The organism is Natronoarchaeum sp. GCM10025321 (genome assembly GCF_042663585.1).
Taxonomy (GTDB): Archaea; Halobacteriota; Halobacteria; order Halobacteriales; family Natronoarchaeaceae; genus Natranaeroarchaeum.
On record NZ_JBHTAN010000006.1, the window covers coordinates 2,430,475 to 2,451,139 of the forward strand.

The 20,665-nt window shown below is 62.7% G+C and carries 15 protein-coding genes, 1 tRNA gene and 1 other RNA gene; 13 read left to right on the plus strand and 4 right to left on the minus strand.

The window, feature by feature from the left end:
- The first annotated feature begins 9 nt into the window (after positions 1–9).
- From ACFQL3_RS15380 to ACFQL3_RS15400, 5 genes are all read left to right on the plus strand, one after another.
- A tRNA-Ser gene (locus tag ACFQL3_RS15380) sits at positions 10–91 on the plus strand.
- A gap of 171 nt (positions 92–262) precedes the next feature.
- Entirely contained in the window at positions 263–541 is a 279-nt protein-coding gene (locus tag ACFQL3_RS15385; protein WP_377055865.1) for a hypothetical protein, read from the plus strand.
- Positions 542–822: 281 nt separating this feature from the next.
- Positions 823–2,478, plus strand: a complete 1,656-nt coding sequence (gene thsB / locus ACFQL3_RS15390) for a thermosome subunit beta (RefSeq protein WP_377057124.1) — start codon at positions 823–825, stop codon at positions 2,476–2,478.
- Between the two features lie 356 nt (positions 2,479–2,834).
- On the plus strand, positions 2,835–4,361 hold the full coding sequence (locus ACFQL3_RS15395; RefSeq protein ID WP_377055867.1) for an alkaline phosphatase family protein: 1,527 nt from the start codon (positions 2,835–2,837) through the stop codon (positions 4,359–4,361).
- Between the two features lie 82 nt (positions 4,362–4,443).
- Positions 4,444–5,169, plus strand: a complete 726-nt coding sequence (locus ACFQL3_RS15400) for a methyltransferase domain-containing protein (protein WP_377055869.1) — start codon at positions 4,444–4,446, stop codon at positions 5,167–5,169.
- Positions 5,170–5,173: 4 nt separating this feature from the next.
- Here ACFQL3_RS15400 and lrp read toward each other — a convergent pair whose 3' ends face one another.
- The gene (gene lrp / locus ACFQL3_RS15405) at positions 5,174–5,635 is read right to left on the minus strand and encodes an HTH-type transcriptional regulator Lrp (RefSeq protein WP_377055871.1); all 462 of its coding nucleotides are present in this window, start codon (positions 5,633–5,635) and stop codon (positions 5,174–5,176) included.
- A gap of 127 nt (positions 5,636–5,762) precedes the next feature.
- Between lrp and glnA the strand changes: the two genes are divergently transcribed.
- Together glnA and rnpB are read left to right on the plus strand one after the other, a co-directional pair.
- Positions 5,763–7,118: a type I glutamate--ammonia ligase gene (glnA, locus tag ACFQL3_RS15410; protein WP_377055873.1), complete on the plus strand. Its 1,356-nt coding sequence runs from the start codon at positions 5,763–5,765 to the stop codon at positions 7,116–7,118.
- Between the two features lie 113 nt (positions 7,119–7,231).
- Positions 7,232–7,617: RNase P RNA component (rnpB, locus tag ACFQL3_RS15415), an RNA gene on the plus strand.
- A gap of 28 nt (positions 7,618–7,645) precedes the next feature.
- On the opposite strand, the gene ACFQL3_RS15420 is transcribed toward rnpB, so the two are convergent.
- Entirely contained in the window at positions 7,646–8,986 is a 1,341-nt protein-coding gene (locus tag ACFQL3_RS15420; RefSeq protein ID WP_377055875.1) for a hypothetical protein, read from the minus strand.
- A 94-nt stretch (positions 8,987–9,080) separates the two neighbouring features.
- Between ACFQL3_RS15420 and uvrA the strand changes: the two genes are divergently transcribed.
- The 3 genes from uvrA (at position 9,081) to ACFQL3_RS15435 (ending at position 13,915) form a co-directional block, all read left to right on the plus strand.
- Complete coding sequence (gene uvrA, locus ACFQL3_RS15425; RefSeq protein WP_377055877.1) at positions 9,081–12,044, plus strand: excinuclease ABC subunit UvrA; 2,964 nt, start codon at positions 9,081–9,083, stop codon at positions 12,042–12,044.
- 128 nt (positions 12,045–12,172) lie between these two features.
- The gene (locus ACFQL3_RS15430; protein ID WP_377055879.1) at positions 12,173–12,832 is read left to right on the plus strand and encodes a phosphate ABC transporter permease; all 660 of its coding nucleotides are present in this window, start codon (positions 12,173–12,175) and stop codon (positions 12,830–12,832) included.
- A 93-nt stretch (positions 12,833–12,925) separates the two neighbouring features.
- Positions 12,926–13,915 (plus strand): WD40/YVTN/BNR-like repeat-containing protein, encoded by a 990-nt coding sequence (locus ACFQL3_RS15435; protein WP_377055881.1) that lies wholly within the window; start codon positions 12,926–12,928, stop codon positions 13,913–13,915.
- Between the two features lie 550 nt (positions 13,916–14,465).
- Here the strand turns inward: ACFQL3_RS15435 and ACFQL3_RS15440 are convergent.
- Complete coding sequence (locus tag ACFQL3_RS15440; RefSeq protein WP_377055883.1) at positions 14,466–14,663, minus strand: hypothetical protein; 198 nt, start codon at positions 14,661–14,663, stop codon at positions 14,466–14,468.
- 85 nt (positions 14,664–14,748) lie between these two features.
- On the opposite strand from ACFQL3_RS15440, the gene gfo6 reads away from it, so the two are divergent.
- Positions 14,749–15,831: a D-xylose 1-dehydrogenase Gfo6 gene (gfo6, locus tag ACFQL3_RS15445; RefSeq protein WP_377055885.1), complete on the plus strand. Its 1,083-nt coding sequence runs from the start codon at positions 14,749–14,751 to the stop codon at positions 15,829–15,831.
- Between the two features lie 62 nt (positions 15,832–15,893).
- Positions 15,894–18,167: a glycoside hydrolase family 3 N-terminal domain-containing protein gene (locus tag ACFQL3_RS15450; protein ID WP_377055887.1), complete on the plus strand. Its 2,274-nt coding sequence runs from the start codon at positions 15,894–15,896 to the stop codon at positions 18,165–18,167.
- A 21-nt stretch (positions 18,168–18,188) separates the two neighbouring features.
- Here the strand turns inward: ACFQL3_RS15450 and ACFQL3_RS15455 are convergent, their stop codons facing one another.
- Entirely contained in the window at positions 18,189–19,649 is a 1,461-nt protein-coding gene (locus tag ACFQL3_RS15455; RefSeq protein ID WP_377055889.1) for an aldehyde dehydrogenase family protein, read from the minus strand.
- A 115-nt stretch (positions 19,650–19,764) separates the two neighbouring features.
- Between ACFQL3_RS15455 and ACFQL3_RS15460 the strand changes: the two genes are divergently transcribed.
- Positions 19,765–20,649, plus strand: coding sequence for a dihydrodipicolinate synthase family protein (locus ACFQL3_RS15460; protein ID WP_377055891.1), 885 nt, complete (start codon positions 19,765–19,767; stop codon positions 20,647–20,649).
- Positions 20,650–20,665: the final 16 nt, after the last annotated feature.

Here is a 20,665-nt window from a genome sequence, read left to right on the forward strand (position 1 = left end):
TTCAGGTGAGCCAGGATGGCCGAATGGTAAGGCGCACGCCTGGAAAGCGTGTTCCCTTTCGGGATTCAGGGTTCAAATCCCTGTCCTGGCGTATTTTGTCACGAACAACTCGTGAGTGGCAAATACCCGATTGAAGGGATTTGAACCACGGAAATCCGAGCGTAAGCGAGGATTTGCATCGGGTTCAACTCCCTGTCCAGAAACTCCCCCCGCAGAACCACACCCCCGAAACCTTCTTTCGACGTCCCGCCCTCCTCCCGTTATGTCACCGACCGTCGACGAGCTTCGAAACGAGATTCGGGTAGAGACAGGCAGGTACGAGCGCGTCGAGTCGACGGCGTTCACCAAAGAGGCACTGGCCGCGATCTGTGAGGCAGTCGACTACGAGATTGACACTGGAACGCTGCCGCCGAAGTCGGAGATGCGGGCGGGAATCCTCTGGTCGATCGGCGAACTCGACGAGAACGATCCGGAGGAAGCGACGCGACCGCTGCGGAAAGCGGAGCTAGAAGCCGTCGCGAAGGCGCTCCGAGAAGCGTAAAGCCCAGCATTAGGTTTCGATTTCGCAGCAGCGAGCAGGGCCCGGATACCGACGAACGAGGGGTATCCGTGGCGAACGAGAGCTGGTATATAAATATTTGTTTCTGGTAGCTAGCCACAGAAAGACATACGAGAGACGAAGATCGAGTTCGATCGCGCCTGACGCCCTCTAAACACCGAATAGCGAATTTTAATCGGCGACAGGGACGGAAGCGTTGGCGGTAAAATAGACAGATTTATATAGAATCGCAATCAATCCATCGTCTGTACATGAGTCAGCGAATGCAGCAAGGTCAGCCGATGATCGTAATGAGCGAGGACGCCCAGCGCGTTCAGGACCGGGACGCGCAGGACTACAACATCTCCGCTGCCCGTGCCGTGGCGGAGTCAGTCCGCTCGACCCTCGGCCCGAAAGGGATGGACAAGATGCTCGTCGACTCGATGGGATCGGTCACCATCACCAACGACGGCGTCACCATCCTCAAGGAGATGGACATCGACAACCCGACAGCCGAGATGATCATCGAAGTCGCCGAGACACAGGAGGACGAAGCGGGCGACGGCACGACGACCGCCGTCTCGGTCGCCGGCGAACTACTCAAGAACGCCGAGGATCTCCTCGAACAGGACATCCACCCGACGGCGATCATCAAAGGCTTCCACCTCGCGAGCGACCAGGCCCGACAGGAAGTCGGCGATATCTCCGGTGACGTCGACCCCGACGACGAGGATCTGCTCCGCTCGGTCGCCGAAACGTCGATGACCGGTAAAGGCGCTGAACTCAACAAGGAACATCTCTCCCAGCTTATCGTCGACGCCGTCCGAAAGGTCACCGTCGAGGACGACGATGGCGGCCACGTCGTCGATCTGGAGTTCCTCAACACCGAGACTCAGACCGGTCACTCCTCGAGCGATTCCGACCTGCTCGAGGGCGCAGTGATCAGCAAAGATCCCGTCCACGACAACATGCCGAGCGAGGTCGAGGACGCCGAGATCATGCTGCTGGACAGCCCGGTCGAGGTCGACGAGACCGACGCCGACACCGAGGTCAGCGTCACCGATCCGAGCCAGCTCCAGCAGTTCCTCGACCGCGAGGAGGACGAAATAAAGGCGAAAGTCGATGCTATCGTCGACTCCGGTGCCGATGTCGTCTTCTGTCAGAAGGGTATTGACGACCTGGCACAGCACTATCTCGCCAAGGAGGGCATCCTCGCCGTCCGACGCGCGAAGAAGTCCGACATCGAGTTCCTCAAGGAGGTCCTCGGCGCGAACATCGTCTCCGATCTCACCGCTGTCAACGCCACGGACCTCGGCCACGGCGACGTTACCCGTGACGACGCCGACGACCTGTTCTACGTCTCCGGCGACGGCCACGGTGTGACACTGCTGATCCGCGGCTCGACCGAGCACGTCGTCGACGAACTCGAACGCGGCATCAACGACGCACTCGAGGTCGTCGCACAGACCGTCTCCGACGGCCGCGTGGTCGCCGGCGGCGGCGCAATCGAAGTCGAAGTCGCGCGACGTCTCCGCGACTACGCAGACAGCGTTTCCGGACGCGAACAGCTTGCGGTCGAGGCGTTCGCCGACGCGCTCGAACTCGTCCCCCGCGTACTCGCTGGCAACGCCGGACTCGACTCCATCGACACGCTCGTCGACCTCCGTGCCGCCCACGAGGGCGGTGACAAGCGCGCCGGACTGAACGTCTTCTCCGGCGACATCGTCGACACCTACGATGCTGGCGTCGTCGAACCCGCACACGCCAAAGAGCAGGCACTCACCTCCGCCACCGAGGCGGCGAACCTCGTGCTCAAGATCGACGACATCATCTCCGCTGGCGAACTGTCGACCGACAAGGGCGGCGACGAGGCTGGCGGCCCTGGCGGCGCACCCGGCGGCATGGGCGGCATGGGTGGCGGCATGGGCGGCATGATGTAAGCGTGGTTTGAACCGAGTGAAAACCACGGAAATGCGAGCGGCGTCCGCGTGAACAGTTCGGTGGCATAAGCCCATCTTACCGATTTCCGTCCCAATCGCGGCTTCGTTCCCGATCCGTTCGTTCTCGACCGAAGAAGAGTACAGTATCCATCAGCGGACAGGTCCGCCTGTCTCCTTTGTGAGTCCGACAGATAGTAAGGGAGTATACGAACGTTTCGTCGGTCGAGAGTCGATCCGGGGATTCGTGGAAACCGCTGGAGGGCAGCGTAAAAGCCAGGGATATTCCGGGCAGGATATCTCTTACCGCTCTGAACGATCTTGCGGTATTTTTCTGACTGCCCACTCGAACACATCCTATGCCGAGAACCATAGTCGTGGGTCTCGACGGGGCGAACTACGAACTCGTCGAGAAGTATATCGACGATGGGGAGTTGCCGAATTTTGGGCGGATCCTATCAGAAGGGACGACGGGCGACCTCGAATCGGTTCTACCGCCCGTGACGTCACCCAACTGGAAGTCATACTCGACCGGAAAGAACCCGGGGAAGATCGGCATCTTCTGGTGGTTAAACGTCGATACCGAGAACAATCGGGTGTATCTACCGAGCGAGCGATATCACGAGAACACGGAGTTCTGGGAGATCATCGGCCGCTCCGAGCCAGTGGGCGTCATGGGGATGCCGACGACGTTCCCCCCGAAATCGGTCGACACGTCGGACTCGTTCGTCGTCGCGGGCGCTCCGGACGCGAGCAACTCCGGATTCGCCTGGCCACCGGCAGTCGAGGAGGAACTCGTCGACCGGTTCGATTACCGGGTATCCCGGATCAATCGATCCGAGGACGAAGACGAGGCCGCATACGAGGAGGAACTCGATCTGATCGATCAGCGCTTTCGGGCCGCAAAGCACCTGTTCGCGGAGCACGACGTCTCGTTCCTGCAGGTGACGACGTTCTACATCAACTCCCTGCATCATCACCTGTGGGACAGTGAGTACACTCGCCGTGGCTGGAAGATCATCGACGAGCATCTCGGCGATTTCCTCGACGAAGGCCACGATATCGTGTTGATGAGCGACCACGGACACAACGAAATTCACACCGTGTTCCGTGTCAACACCTGGCTCCAAGAGCAGGGGTATCTGCGCTTCGACAATCAGGTCGCCGATGCGCTCCGCACCGTCGGAGTCAACTCGGATCGGATCAACCGACTGGTATCGGCGGTCGATCAACGCCTCACCGGTATCCACGTAAAGGATACCCTCGAACGGCTGACTCCCCAGTGGGTTATCAACAACCTCGCTGACGAGGAAGGACGGATGGGGCGGAACAAACTGCAAAACGCCGACTGGGAGCATACCGACGTCGTCGGTAGCGCACAGGGCCCGCTGTATCTGAACGTCACGAGCGAGGAACGCTACGAGTCGCTGCGGGCCGAACTGATCGAACGGCTCGAATCCCTGACCGATCCCGCCGGCCGGCCGATAGCGCGGGAAGTGTTCCGTGGCGAGAAACTGTTCCACGGCAAGTACGCCGACGAGGCACCGGATCTTATGATCGATCAGGCATCGAACGTGCATATCTCGGATAAACTCGGGTACGACTCGGCGTTCAGCGACACGGACGAGGACTGGAACGGCGTCAACACCCGCTCAGGACTGTTTGCGGCAATCGGTCCCTCGTTCGGTACTGGCGACATCGGAACGCTGTCGATTCTCGACCTCGCGCCGACGCTTCTGCATCTTCGCGGCCACGCCGTCCCGCCGGATATGGACGGGGTCGTACGAGAGGACGTTTTCGCGCCGGATTCCGCTGCGGGGACGCGAGAGGTCGAGTATCGGAACGCTGCGCACCCGGTTCGGGGCGACGGCTCACGGTCGGGATGAGGACGCGTATGGCGGACATGATGGCAATTGACCAGCCGTAGCGAGGCTATCGTTTATATAACATCGAGACGACAGTATGGCCATGCCGGATCCTTTCGGGCACGCGATTTACGACCATTATCACGAACGGCGATCGGAGCCACTCGTTCAGCGGGATGGCGAAGAGACCCTCGATCATCCGATCGAGCAGTTCTATTTCGACGAGTACGAGGCGAGTGACGATCCGTGGCTGGAGTCGTGGCTCGACGGGCCCCTGCTGGACATGGGGGCCGGTGCTGGCAAACACGCGCTGTACTTTCAGCAGCGCTTCGACACGGTCGGCATCGAGATCAGTGAACCGCTCGTCGAGACGATGCGCGACCGGGGCGTCGAAGACGTGCGACTCGCCGACATGTTCTCGCTCCGGGAGACGTTCGACCGCGACCGCTTTTCCGCCGCGCTAGCGCACGGGACCCAACTCGGCCTCGTACGATCGATGGATGGACTCCGGTCGTTTCTCGGCGACCTCGCTCACGTGACGCGGCACGACGCGACTGCAGTGGTCGACAGCTACGATCCGGGCCACGAGGCTACGTCGGAACTACTCGGCTACAGGGACGATCCAACGCCTGGACTCGCCTTCCGTGTGATGTCGTTCGAGTACGACGGCGAGACCGGAGCGACGCTGCTGTTCAGGCTGTTCAGTCCCGATCGAGTGCGCGAGGCGACGACCGGCACCTCCTGGACCCTCGTCGACGTCGCGCGGGACGACCCGGACAGCGCTCACTACCGGATCGCACTCGAAAAAACGGCCGCCGTCGACGGCTGAGGCGTTACTCTTCTTTGAGGTCGAGTTCGAACTGGTCGTTCTCGCTGGTGGCGTTGAGGACGACGCTCGTGTTCGACTCGCGGATGTCGGGATCAGTGAGCAGTGTCTTGATCTGCTCGTTCATACCGTCGGTGTCCTCGAACTTGCCGATCGCGATGATGTCGTAGCCGCCCGTGACCTCGTAGACGCTGATCATCTGTTTCTCCTGTTCGAGGCGCTCCGTGATGTCGGGGAGCGCGTTCCCCTCGACTTTGAGCTGGAGGATTGCAGTGACGTCGTAATCGAGTTCGCCGTAGTTGATCTTCGGCGTGTACCCCTCGATAACGCCACCTTCTTCTAGATCGCTGAGGTGATTCGAGACTGTAGTGACCGAGACGTCGAGCTCCTCGGCGAGGCTTCTGAGACTGGCCCGGCCGTCTCCGAGCAGTGCATTCACTAGTTTTGCATCCAGATTTTCGTACGTCATTATACCCACCAATCCACTCCAGCCATTATAATTTTACGAATATCCAGTTTCAGAGCGAGCACGGTAGAATTGCGCAGAACAGTAGGGCTTTAATACTGGCTATCCACTCATCTACTGACGACAAAACATGACAAGTGGAAGCCTCACATCGGAGGAACAAGCGGTACTCGACGAGATAGAAGAGAAAGACGTCGATTTCCTGCGGCTGCAGTTTACCGACATCCTTGGTACAGTCAAAAACGTCGCCGTGCCCGCGCGGCAGGCGGAGAAAGCGTTCACCGAGGGGATCTACTTCGACGGCTCCTCGATCGAAGGGTTCGTCCGCATTCAGGAGTCCGACATGCGGCTCAAACCCGATCCGGAGACGTTCGCCGTTCTGCCGTGGAGAACGGACGATCAGGCCGCCGCAGGCCGAATGATCTGTGACGTCATCAACACCTCGACGGGCGAACCGTTCGAGGGCGACCCACGCTACGTCCTCAAGCAGGCCATCGACCGCGCCAACGAGATGGGCTACACGGTCAACGCCGCCCCCGAACCGGAGTTCTTCCTGTTCGAGGAGGACGAGGACGGCTACGCGACGACGAAAACCGCCGACCACGGCGGTTACTTCGACCTCGCACCGAAGGACCTCGCGAGCGACGTGCGCCGCGACATCATCTATGGCCTCGAGAGCATGGGCTTCGAGATCGAAGCCAGCCACCACGAGGTCGCAGAGGGGCAACACGAGATCAACTTCGAGTACGACGACGCGCTGTCGACCGCCGACAACGTCGGGACGTTCCGAACGGTCGTTCGCGCCATCGCGGCCCAGCACGACCAGCACGCGACGTTCATGCCCAAGCCGATCCCGAAGATCAACGGCTCCGGGATGCACACGCACATCTCGCTGATGACCGACGACGGCGAGAACGTGTTCCACGACGAGAGCGACGAGTTCGATCTCTCTGACACCGCGCACTCGTTCCTCGCGGGCATCCTCGAACACGCGCCAGCGATCACGGCTGTCACCAACCCGACAGTGAACAGCTACAAGCGTCTCGTCCCGGGCTACGAGGCACCCGTCTACGTCGCCTGGTCGGACCGCAACCGCTCGGCCCTCATCCGCAAACCGGCTGCACGCGTCCCAGCCGCCTCTCGTATCGAGGCGCGCTTCCCCGACCCGTCCTGTAACCCGTACCTCGCGCTGGCCGCGCTCATCACGGCCGGTCTCGAAGGGATCGAGCAGGACCTCGACGCGCCGGATCCAGTCCGCGAGAACATCTACGAGTTCGACGAGCAGAAACGCGAAGAATACGGCATCGACACGCTGCCGTCGAACCTTGGTGAGGCCGTCGACGCCCTCGAAGAGGACGAAGTCATCCTCGGCGGGCTCGGCGACCACATCAGCGAGAAGTTCGTCGAAGCGAAGAGCCAGGAGTTCGAGGAGTACCTCGTCGACGTCTCTCAGTGGGAGATCGACCGGTACCTCGAAACGTACTGAATCGACGACCTCGCGACGAACAGCACGCTGATCGCTTTTTATTTTTTACAGTCGATAGCGTCCGCGCCGGGCACCGCGACAGGCTTAAACACAACAGTCCTCTACAGTAATGTGGTAGAGAGAGCCCGGCCTCCGCGTGTTTCACGTGAGGAAAGTCCCCCCACCGTCTTGGCAGGTGACGGGGCGCAAGCCCTGGGCGGGAAACCGTCGGCTCTGGAACAGAAACGACACGTCTCGACCCGATCGATGAGGTGCGCGAACTCCGACCGATAGAAAGTGAGGAGGAGATAACCCACCGAGAGTAGGGAGGCCCATCGGGCCTCCTATTAGGCGAACGGCGCAGGCCGCTCGCAGACGGTCGAGGATCGATGGAACGGCGAATCCCCACCGGTGCAAGTCGACGCCGTCGATGCGAGAGCATCGAACGGTAGCCAGGACACAGGCGTCGATGCTCAGCCGAATGCCGGGCAGAACAGAAGGGGGCTTACTCCTCTCTGCCGAATTCTACGTCACTAGCCGCCGGTTCGTCAATCCTCGTCAGTTGTCCCGAACCGACGGGAGAGCGCATACGCCGTCGAGATGCCGACCACCGAACCGATGGCCGAAAAGCCGGGCAGCGAGTCGTCGTCCTGGTCGGCGACGGAGTACTCGGCACCGATGGGAGCGGCACCGGACTCGGCAAGCCGTCCGGCCGAGACCAGCCACCCCTGTGACTGCGTCCCGTCGAACTCGGAGGTCTGGCCCGTCGTGATGTAGCCGTCGTCGACTGACAGGAGCGACCCGAACGAGCCCCTGCCCTCGCCACTGTACGACTCGGAGGCGATCAGGGCTCCGTCGGCGTTGATCGCCGCGAGCCATCCCTCGTCGAGTCGGCGGCCCGCCAGGACACAACCGCCGTCCGAGCGGATGACCAGATCGTGACAGGCCGATTCGACGTCGTTGACCCAGCGCCACTGCTCGGTGCCGTCCTCATCGGTTTTGATCACGACGGCCCGGAAGATGTGCGAGGAGTCACCGGTCCGGCCGCCGAGGAGATATCCGCCGTCGTCGGTGGGGACGACGGCATGGGCGAGCGAGTATGCACCCTCGATATCGTACAGTTCCTCCCAGTCTACCTCACCGTTCTCGTCGGTTCGAGCGAGTAAGACCTGCGAATCGTCTTTCCTGTCGGTCGATCCGGCGAGTAGATAGCCACCGTCGACCGGGACCACGTCGTAGCAGATGTTGGTCGTGGCGCTCTCCCCGAAAGTCCGCAGCCACCGTTGGTCCCCTTCGTCGTCGATCGAGACGAGAATGATCTTGGTTCCCTGCGTCGAGTAGGATCGGGCGTGGCCGGCCAGAACGTAGCCGTCAGCCACTCGCGTCGCGGCGTTCGCCGAGACGTGCCAGGAACGGGCGTACTCCGATCCCCAGTTGAGCACCCCGTCAGATCCGAGTGATAGCGCAGTGGCGTTCGGTTCGTCGGTGAGATGCGTCGTGACGTCTCCGCCCGCGAGACAGCCGCCGTCGGGCCCCGTAACGACCGAGTACAGGGGGGCTTCGTCGCCCGGCCGATTGTCGACGAACTCCCACTCCGCCCCGCCGGTCTCGTCGACGCGCTGGACCCAGCCGTGACGCGTGCCGCCGGGAAAGCCGACCGATCCGGCGAGATAGTAGCCGCCGTCGACCGGCGAGATGGCATTGCATTCGACGTCCTGTGCTGAACGGTCGTAGGTCTCGCTCCACCGCATTGCGCCGGGGGACTCCTGCAGGGACGATCCTCCACCGACGCCTGCGGCAACCGAGGCGGACAACGCAGTCCCCGTCACAGTGAGTCCACCGAGCAGTCGACGGCGAGTAAGTCGACGGTCGGGGAGCGATTGCTTCATGGTAGTTGATCGTGGGAAGCCGGGGGTAAAGATCTACCTGCCGAGGAACCGGAACCGACGGGTATACACGGATCCGGTCCGTACTCCGGCCAGAATGAGCAAGGACTACATCGAGGTCCGAGGAGCCGAGGAGAACAACCTCAAGGACCTCGACGTCGAGATTCCACGCGAGCAGTTCACCGTCGTCACCGGGCTCTCGGGCTCGGGAAAGTCCTCGCTCGCGTTCGATACCGTCTACGCGGAAGGACAACGCCGCTACATCGAGAGCCTGTCTGCCTACGCACGGAACTTCCTCGGGCAGATGGACAAGCCACAGGTCGAGACGGTCGAGGGGCTTTCGCCCGCGATCTCGATCGACCAGAAGAACGCGGCGAACAACCCCCGATCGACGGTCGGGACCGTCACCGAGTTACACGACTACCTGCGCCTGCTGTACGCCCGCGTCGGGACGCCACACTGTCCGGAGTGTGGCAGAGAGGTCGGCGAGCAGAGCGCCCAGAACATGGTGTCGCGCCTGCTGGATCTCCCCGAAGGGACGAAGGCGAAACTCGCCGCGCCGGTCGTCCGCGACCAGAAAGGTGCCTTCGAGGAGTTGTTCGACGAACTCGTCGGCGAGGGGTACTCCCGCGTCGAGGTCGACGGCGAGGAGTACGACCTGACACTCGACAAACCCGATCTCGACGAGAACTTCGACCATACGGTCGACGTGATCGTCGACCGCGTGAAGATCGCACCAGATGCTCGCTCGCGGATCGCCGACTCCGTCGAGACCGCACTGGAGGAGGCAGATGGCGTGCTGAAGGTCATCCTTCCGAACCCGCCCGACGAGATCGATGTCGGCGCAACCGCGCGGTCGACCGGCGATCTGGGAACGGGCGGCGAGAAGGACGATACCGCCGAGGAACGCCGCGTCGTCGAGTTCTCGGAGGAGTTGGCCTGCACTGAGTGCGGGATCGATCTCCCCGAAATCGAGACGCGTTCGTTCTCGTTCAACTCCCCACACGGGGCCTGCCCGGAGTGTGAGGGGATCGGCGAGACCAAGGAGGTCAGCGAGGAACTGGTCGTACAGGACACCGCGAAGCCGCTGAAACACGTCTTCGAGGCGTGGAGCTACAACCGCTCGTACTACCAGACCCGCCTCGATGCCGTCGCGGCACACTTCGACGTCTCGCTGTCGACACCGTTCGAGGAGCTTCCAGCAGCAGTCCGGCAGGCGTTCCTCTACGGGACGAGCGAGGAAGTGCTGTTCAAACGCCGGACGAAAAACGGCACTCGACAGAAACGAAAACGGTTCGAGGGGGTCATTCCGAACCTCGAACGGCGATACGTCGAGACGGATAGCGAGGGCACCCGCGACCACATCGAGAAGTACATGTCCGTCACCGAGTGCCCGGCGTGTGAGGGCACCCGGCTCAAGGACGCCTCACGGGCGGTGCTCGTCGACGACACCGCAATCACGGAGGCCAACCGGATGAGCATCGGCGACGCGCTCGCGCACTTCGAGGAGATGGAGGCAGACATGTCCGACCGCGACCGAAAGATCGCCGAGGAGATCCTCAAGGAGATCCGCGCACGGCTTGGCTTCATGTGCGAGGTCGGCCTGGAGTATCTGACGCTCGACCGGGAGGCGTCGACGCTCTCGGGCGGCGAGAGCCAGCGGATCCGGCTGGCGACCCAGATCGGCTCCGGCCTGGTCGGCGTGCTCTACGTGCTCGACGAGCCGTCGATCGGCCTCCACCAGCGGGACAACGACCGGCTACTGAACACCCTCGAAGAGCTTCGGGATCTGGGCAACACCCTGCTCGTCGTCGAACACGACGAGGAGACGATGCACCGGGCCGACAGCGTCATCGACCTCGGCCCCGGCCCCGGCAAGCGCGGCGGCGAGGTCGTCGCACAGGGCGACGTCGAGGCGGTCATGGCGGCCGACGAATCGATCACGGGCGACTATCTCGCGGGCAGGACGAAGATACCAGTCCCCGACGAGCGACGCGACCCCGACAGCCACCTCACCATCGAAGGGGCACGGCAGCACAACCTCGACGATCTAGACGTCGACCTGCCGATCGGCTGTTTCACTGCGATCACCGGCGTCTCAGGCTCCGGGAAGTCGACGCTGATGCACGAGGTGCTGTACAAGGGACTGGCTCGCGAGATGAACGACAACACGAGCGTCGATCCCGGCGATCACGACGCGATATCCGGTCTCGAAGGTATCGAGACGGTCCGGCTCATCGACCAGAGCCCGATCGGTCGGACGCCGCGGTCGAACCCCGCGACCTACACGAGCGTTTTCGATCACATCCGCGAACTGTTCGCCCAGACCGAACTCTCGAAGCGTCGGGGCTACGAGAGAGGGCGGTTCTCGTTCAACGTCAAGGGCGGCCGTTGCGAGGAGTGTGGTGGGCAGGGGACCGTCAAGATCGACATGAACTTCCTCTCGGACGTCTACGTCCCCTGCGAGGAGTGCAACGGTGCGCGCTACAACGACGAGACCCTCGACGTCGAGTACAAGGGCAAGACGATCGCCGACGTGCTGGACATGTCCGTCGAGGAGGCCTACGACTTCTTCAGACACGACTCGCGGATCGAGCGCCGTCTCAAACTGTTAAAAGACGTGGGCCTCGACTACATGAAACTCGGCCAGCCCTCGACGACGCTCTCGGGTGGCGAGGCCCAGCGCATCAAACTCGCCGAGGAACTTGGCAAAAAACAGACCGGCGAGACGCTGTATCTGCTCGACGAGCCGACGACCGGACTCCACTCGGCCGACGAGCGAAAACTCATCGACGTTCTCCAGCGGCTGACCGACAACGGCAACACCGTCGTCGTCGTCGAGCACGAACTCGATCTGGTGAAAAACGCCGACAACGTCGTCGACCTCGGTCCGGAGGGTGGCGAGAACGGCGGTCGGATCGTCGCGATGGGGACGCCAGAGGCCGTCGCCCGGAACGACGACTCACACACGGGTCGCTACCTGCGCGACCTGCTACCGGACGTCGATCTTGACGGGCCACGATCGGATCGCGAGATCGCCGCGGCAGCGTCAGACGACTGAGGCGAGCGGGATACCGTCCCACCGGTACGAGGAGCAGCTTCCATTGTTCGATTCTGTACATGTCAGGTTGTTCAACGATAGTAACGGTTAGCCAAAGGTATTTGCGGATAGTCTACCAACTACGTTCCATGACTCCACTCGAAATCGGGCTGATAGCAGTGGGGATCGTCCTCGCGTTCGCGGGCGCTGCGCTGTTCAAATACACCGTCACTCTCGTCGGGTTCCTTTCGGGAGCCGCTGCCGGCTACTTCATCGCAGGCTACCTCGCTCTGGAGCCACTGATGCTGGCCGGCGCTGCACTCGTCGCCGGAATCGTCGGCGTCTTCCTCGCGTTTTCCCTCATCACGACCGTCGCGACAATTCCGGGGTTCCTGCTCGGTTCCTACGTCGCCGCGACGACCGTCGGCCTCTCCGGGTCCTCGCTGGGCGTCGAGTCCGTCGGGATCACGATGTTCGGCGGCATCGTCGGTGCGGCGGCCGCGGGACTGCTGTTCAAAAAGGTCCTGCCGATTCTGATGGCCTTCGTCGGGGGGGCACTAGTGACCCAGGCGTGGACCATCGACGCGTTCACCGAGGCGGCCACGGAGCTCGATCCCTCGCCGGTGTTGTTCGATCCGACGCCGACGTTCCTCGCGGTCGTCGTCCTCGGGACCCTCAGCCAGTACGGCCTCGTGAAACTGGGCTGGGCGAAGAAACTCACAGTCCCGCTGAGTATACTGTGGGCACGGCTCCGCGGCGCTGACGAACCCGTCGACGAACCTGCGGAGCCCGAGCCGAGTAGCGACTAACCCCCATCGCGGGAGTGAACCGGTTGGATGCAGGAGATTCCGGTCGAGCCGTTGTACCGAACGATTATCACGGCCCGACACCGAGAAGAGGATATGCGCATCTACGCGGCGATGCGGGATCGACTTTTCTGCGTTCGGACAGGGATATCCCGGACGAGTGAACAGCTGTCCGGGCACAAGATAGAGTGTGTCACTGCCAACGAGGAGCACGCGTTCTGCGGGACGTTCGACGCCGGACTGTTCCGAACCGGCGATGGCGAGTCCTGGGAGCGGATCGGTGGGGACGTGCTGCCGGACGCAGTGACCGCAGTGGCGCTCTCGTCACACGACCCGGCGGAGCTCTGGGTCGGAACCGAGCCGAGCCGGGTGTTCCAGTCCACCGACGCCGGCGAAAGCTGGGACGAGGTCGACGGCCTGTCGGAGCTTCCCTCGGCCGACGAATGGTCGTTCCCGCCGCGACCGAACACCCATCATGTTCGCTGGATCGAACAGGATCCGAACGACGCCGATCGAGTGTACGTCGGGATCGAGGCCGGCGCACTGCTGGTGAGCCGTGACGGCGGAGCGACCTGGACCGACCGGCCCGAAGGCGCGCGGCTGGACAATCACCAGCTGGCCACACATGCCGATGCGCCCGGCCGGGTGTACGCCGCCGCCGACGGCTACGCCGAGTCGGACGACGGAGGTGCCTCGTGGAACCATCCACAGGACGGGCTACACCACCGATACGTCTGGAGCGTCGCCACCGATCCGGGCGATCCGGATACCGTACTCGTCTCCGCGGCGAAAGGGGCGAGATCGGCGCACAGAAGCCCCGAATCCTACGTCTACCGGCGTCGTGGAGATGGCGAGTGGTCCCGGATCGGCGAGGCAGCCACCGCTGGAAGCGGACTCCCGACCGGCGAGGCCGTCTATCGCTACGTGCTGACGGCGGGGGAGCGAACCGGCGAGTTCTACGCGCTATCGAACACCGGACTGTTCCGGTCGAGAGACGCCGGATCGAATTGGAGCAGGATCACGATGGAGTGGCCGGACGCCTGTGAGGAGATGACGGCGAGGGGACTGTCCGTCACCGCGGAGTAGGGCGAACAGGCGGCGGGAACACGAGCGGAGCGACGTGCCGCACACTTCTGAGGCAGTCCTCGACGACGGAGACCGTCACGGATCGCTCCGGGGCAGTTGTCAGCGCACGAGTGGGGTCGCCGCCCGATTCGATATAAACCTGCGTACCCGACAGTGCCGAGTAGCTGCGGTATAGCAATTATATAAGAATAAGTTTATATATAGATTTTGTATAAGAATGCGAGAGCCGATTTTCGGGATATGTATCCTATAGACGGAGAGTAAGCTGTTAACATCGTTTTTATCTTGTATGGTGTGCTTTACGGGCTCATAATGACATTTGATTCCGAGCAGTTACAATCGGGAAATCATAGCGAGTATACCTGTAGTTTGGAAGATATAAGAGCAATTTAGGCGTTGTAACCAGTCTAAAATGTTGTTTGAACTAATTTCTCCGGCAGGGATGCAGTAGACCGTCTACGAAGACGATAAATATATTATTTTCTATACTTTAAGAGTATTTCCAGTATTTATATAATTCTGTAGCCTTGTCGACGTGCGCACCACGTACTCACTCGCCGTGTGCGATGCGGCCGGCGTCGAGGACGCTTTCGACTGGCTTGCGACAGACTGGGCAGTGAACCGTGACACCACCGTCGTCCCACTCCTCGACCAGAACGGCGTCGAGTTCCGCCCCGCATTTCGGGCACACTACCGGTCCTGCCCCGGGATACTCACACAGTTTGCAGTCCATGTCCTCTGGCTCCATGGGAGAGCGGTATCGGGACTCGAACGTAAAACTACGGATCCGCCAGTCAGTTTTAACTGCCGGTAGTGAGAGTGTACGGCTGGACATGGAGCTTGAGTCGATACTCGACCGGGGCTGTAGCCGTGACTGGCAGACGATCGATCCCGACACAGCCGACCCCGTCCGGTTCGCCGTGATCGGGATCGGCTGGTTCACCCGCGAACGGGCCTTACCCGCCCTGCTCGACAGCGATAGTTGCACTCCGACGGTGACCGTCAGCAGCACCACGGAGAAGGCAGAACGTGTCGCGGGGGAGTTCACGACAGTCGAGCGCGGGATCAGCTACGACGAGTTCCACGACGGTGCCGCCACCGACCTGTACGACGCCGTCTACATCTGCACTCCCAACGCCCTGCATCTCACCTACACCGAGACGGCGGCGAAGTACGGAAAAGCCGTGCTCTGTGAGAAGCCGATGGAGCGTGACGCCGAACGGTCTCGGACGATGATCGACGTCTGCGAGGATGCCGGCGTCCCGCTAATGATCGGCTACCGCATGCACACCGAGCCAGCAGTGCGGCGAATGCGCGAGGTAATCGACGCGGGGCTGATCGGCGATCCGGTCGAGGTGTACGGCTCGATGAGCCAGCGGATGCTCGAACACGTCAATCCGGATCCGGAGCAGTGGCGACTGGACGAGGAACTCGCAGGCGGCGGCGCGCTGTTCGATATCGGACTCTATCCGCTGAATACGACCCGGTTCGTCCTCGGCGAGGATCCGGTGGCCGCCACCGGCCGGACGCGGAGTTCTCACGGGGCGTTCGACGAGGTCGACGAGAGCGTCACCTGCACGCTGGAGTTCCCCAACGACGTCTACGCGACCTGTGCGGCGAGCCACAACGCGCGCCAGTCCAGCACGCTACGGATCACCGGTACTGATGGCTACGTGGCCGTCGAACCGGCGTTTTTCCAGAATCAGACGCGCGCGCTGCACGTCTCGCGAGGCGACGGGCGACTCTCGGTCGAGCTAGAGAAAGTCGATCAGATGCGCGAGGAGTTCGATTACTTCGCCGACCGACTGCGGTTGGACGCAACGATCCACCCCGATGGGGAGCACGGCCTGACCGACGTCGAGACGATGGAAGCGATCTATCGGGCCGCCGACCGCCGCGAGTGGGTCGATCTCTGAGACGAGGCGTCAATATTCTCTGCAATGAGTAGAGCAAAGTGCTGCTCCCGTATTTTCCCTGTATGGGCGAGCACCCGGAGTCCGATAGCCGTGTCGCTGACCTCGTAGAGCGGATGACGCTGGAAGAGAAGGTCGCACAGATCGGGACCGTGCGGATCGGGGCGGTGCTCGAGGACGGAGAGTTCGCGGCGAGAAAGGCCGAGGACGTACTCGGAGACGGCATCGGACGTGTGACCCGCGTCGGCCGCGAGAGTCATCTCCCGCCCGCGGACCTCGCCGAAGTCATCGACGACATCCAGCAGTTCCTGCGTGAGGAGACGCGCCTCGGCATCCCGGCAATCGTCCGCGAGGAGAGCCTGTGTGGCTACGCGGGACGGGGCGGGAGCGTCTTTCCACAGAGTATCGGACTCGCGAGCACGTGGGACCCACAGTTGGTCACGCGAGTCGCGGCGACGACCGCCGAACAGCTATCCGCAATCGGGATCGATCTGACGCTCTCGCCCGTCGCTGATCTCAGTCGCGACCCCCGATGGGGCCGAACTGAGGAGACCTACGGGGAGGACCCGTCTCTGGCTGCGGCGATGACCGCCGCCTATGTCGAGGGGTTACAGGATGCAGGCGACGAGACGGTACACGCCACGCTGAAACATTTCGTCGGCCACGGCGGGGGCGAAGGGGGACGGAACAGGGCCTCGGCCGACGTCTCGCCCCGGAAGCTTCGAGAGGGAGCCTGCGTTCCCTTCGAGGCAGGTATACGACAGGCCGACGCCGCTTCGGTGATGGCCGCGTACCACGACATCGACGGGATCCCCTGTCACGCCTCGCATAGCCTGCTGACCGGGCTCTTGCGCGAGGAGTGGGGGTTCGACGGGACTGTTGTCTCGGACGGCCGCGGGATCGATCTCCTGCAGTCGAAGCAGGGGGTCGCCGCCGACAGACAGGAAGCGGCCGCGGTAGCGATCAACGCCGGCATCGACGTCGAACTTCCCGAGCGCGAGTGTTTCGGAGATCCACTGGTGGCCGCGGTCGCAGACGGCGACGTCGAAGAACGCAGGGTAGAGCAGGCGGTGAGTCGTCATCTCCACCAGAAGGAGACGTTGGGACTGCTCGATCCGCCCCCTGCCGACAGCCACGACCTCGATGTCTTCGAGGCCACTGGAGCGGCGACTGGTGCTCACGCCCGGTCCGTCGCACGCGAGGCCGCCACGGAATCGCTCGTGCTGTTACAGAACGACGGGCTACTGCCGCTCGACGAGGGGACCGACACCCTCGCCGTCCTCGGGCCGAACGCCGATGCCCCGCGCCATCTGCTCGGCAACTACGCCTATGCGGCCGCCGAATCGCGCGATAGCGGCGTCGAGGTCGTCACACCGCTCGATGGGATCCGCAAGGTCGTCCCCGACGAGACAACGATCAGCCACGTCAGAGGCTGTGACGTCAGGGATCGGACTGATTCCGAGATCGAAGAGGCGGTACGTACGGCCGACGACGCCGAGATAGCGGTCCTCTTTCTGGGCGGGTCCTCGGGGATCGATGTCGAGCGGGAGACGACCGCGACCGCGGGCGAAGGCCTCGACCGGGCGGATCTGGGGCTCCCCGGCCGACAGGACGAACTCGTCCGGGCCGTACACGAAACCGGGACGCCGGTCGTCGTCGTCCTCGTCAACGGACGCCCGCTCGCGACCGAGTGGATCGCCGAGAACGTCGGGGCGGTCGTCGAGGCCTGGCTTCCCGGCGAGGAGGGCGGCCGGGCGATTGCGGACGTCCTGTTCGGCCGGGAGACCCCCGGCGGGAGGCTCCCAGTCTCGATCCCGCGGTCGGTCGGCCAGTTGCCGGTCCACTACAATCGCAAGCCCCCAAGCGCCGACTACGAGTACGTGTTCGGCGACGCCAAGCCGCTCTACCCGTTCGGCCACGGCGAAAGCTACACCGAGCTCCGGTATCGCGAGCTGTCGATTACGCCATCGTCGGTCGCCGCCGGCGACCGCGTCACCGTCGAGGTGACGGTCGAGAACGTCGGTGATCGACCGGGTGCGGCAGTCCCACAGGTGTACGCACGGGACGTCGTCGCGAGCCGGATCCGACCGGCCAGACAGCTCGTCGGGTTCGAGCGGGTCCAACTCGCCCCGGGGGAGGCAAAGACGGTGGCGTTCGCCGTGCCGACCGAACAGCTAGCCCTGTACGACCGGGAGCTGATCCCCGTCATCGAACCGGGGACAGTCGAGATACGGGTCGGACCGTCCGCGGCGAAGACCGCACTCGCCCGGGAGTTCGATATCGTCGGCGAGCGGCGCGTCGACACGCGCGCAAAATTCACGGAGACGTCGGTCCGATAGCAGTGGGGCCGGGATCGACTCTCAGGCGTTCTTGCCGCTGTGGAAGCCGACGAGTTTCTCCCGGGAGAAGTGATCGAGCGCGTACTTGATGCCCTCTTTGCCCATGCCACTGTCTTTGAAGCCGCCGTAGGGCATGTGATCGGCGCGGAACCCGCTGACGGTGTTGACGTTCACGCCCCCGGCGTCGATCCGATCCGCCGCGCGTTTCGCCCGGTCGATATCCTGCGTAAAGATTCCGGCTTCGAGACCGTACTCGGTGTTGTTGGCCTCTTCGAGCGCTTCCTCGAAATCGGAGACGCTGATGACGGGGACGAGCGGGCCGAACACCTCCTCGCTGGCGGCCGGCATCTCCGGTGTGACGCCCGAGAGAACGGTTGGCTCGAAATGACGGCCATCGTACTCGCCGCCGCACTCGACGGTTGCGCCTGCCTCGACCGTCTCCTCGAAGATCCGCTTTACCTTCTCGGCCGCACCGTCGTCGATGAGGGCGGAGATACTCGTCTCCTCGTCGAACGGATCACCGAAAGTGAGCGCTTCGGTGTGCTCGACCATCGCGTCGACGAGTTCCTCCTCGATGGAGTCGTGGACGATCACGCGCTCGACGCTGTTACAGACCTGGCCGGCGTTCGAGCACGCGCCGCCGACGACCTGTGCGGCGGCCGAGTCGATATCGGCGTCGTCCCAGACGATGGTGGGGTCGTTGCCGCCGAGTTCCAGCGTGAGCTCTTTCATCCCGCTGTTGTTTGCGATGTACTTGCCGACACCGGTACTGCCGGTAAAGGAGATGGCCTCGACCTCGTCGCTGTCCAGAAACACGTCGCCGATGGTGCTCCCCTTCCCAGTAACGACGTTGACCAGTCCGTCCGGGGCGTCGAGTTCGGTGGCCGCCTGATCCAGATACTGGAACAGTTTGATCGAGACCAGCGGCGTGTTCGACGCTGGCTTCCCGACGACAGCGTTGCCCGCGGCCAGCGCGGGGGCGACCTTGTGTACCATCAGGTTCAGCGGGAAGTTGAACGGCGTGATTGCGGCGACCACACCCAGTGGCTCTCGCTGGGTAAACGCGTGCGTCCGAGCGAACCCCTTCTGGGCGTCCATCGGGACGTACTCGCCGAACATCCGTTTTGCCTCCTCACCGGAAAGTCGGAGCGTCTGGATCGCCCGGTCGACCTCGCCGCGAGATTCGGTGATCGGTTTCCCCTGTTCGGCCGTCATCAGCCGCGCCATCGCTTCGGCTTCCTCTTCGAGCAACTCCGCGGTCCGGTAGAGCAGTTCGTACCGCTGATAGGCGGAGAGGTCCGACGCTTCGACGGCGCGATGGGCCGCCTGGACCGCCGCTTCGGCCTGTTCTGTGCTTGCGACCGGTACGGAGCCGACTTTGTCGCCGTCGTACGGATGCAGAACGTCCGTGCGTTCGTCAGCATCGACCCACTCCCCATCGATCAGTATACGCTCGTCGTGAAGTTCGATCTCGACGCTCATGAGTTTCGTTAACACGGTTGTCACCGATTTCTCATAAACGTTTGTATCAGTGACCGGTATCATCCCCCCGGGTTGAACACAAACGTTTTTATCTCAGATATACAAGCATCCATTCATGCGACTTGAGGGGACAGTCTGTCCCATGCCGACCCCGACGACTGGCAGGGACATCGATACCGATGCACTGGCGGAGTACACGAGCTATCTGATCAACGGCGGTGTCCACGGTCTCTTTCCCTGTGGCTCGATCGGAGAGTTCCCCAGTCTCACACGGGCACAGCGGTCGAACGTGCTGGAAACCGTCGTCGACAGCGCGGACGACGTCCCCGTGTTGGCCGGTTGTGGGCACACCAGCGCGGGCGACGTCGCTGAGCACATTCGAGACGCCGACGCCGCGGGCGTCGATGCCGCAGTCGTCGTGACGCCGTACTACCTGAGTACGACGCAGGACGGGTTACAGCGCTTCTTCGAGACCATCGCGGACGACAGTTCGTTACCGATCGTACTGTACAACATCCCAGCCCTGACCGGTGAAGAGCTCTCGGTCGACCTCGTCTCGACGATGGCCGAGCATCCGAACGTCGTCGGTCTCAAAGATACCTCGGGAGATCTGACCTTTCTCTACGACGTCATCGAAACGACGCCATCCGACTTCGACGTCTTCCAGGGGGCCTCGGAGCTAGCCATAGCATCGCTCGAACTCGGTGCAAGCGGGTTGATCGCTGGGCCAGCAAACGTCTTCCCCCGGCCAGTCGCACAGCTGTACGACAGCTATCGCCACAGCGACTACGACCATGCACGACAGTTGATGAACAGCGTCGTCAACCCCGTCGTGAGTACGATGAACGACATCCCGACCGCCGCGGCGATGAAACATCTCGTCCGCCGCAGCGGGATCGATATCGGCACGCCGCTTCCACCGCTCCCCCAACTCGACGACGCACAGCGAGAACGGCTCGATCACTGTTACGACTCCGTGCTGGCGTCGGTGACGGTGTAGTTCGGGGCCGACGCTA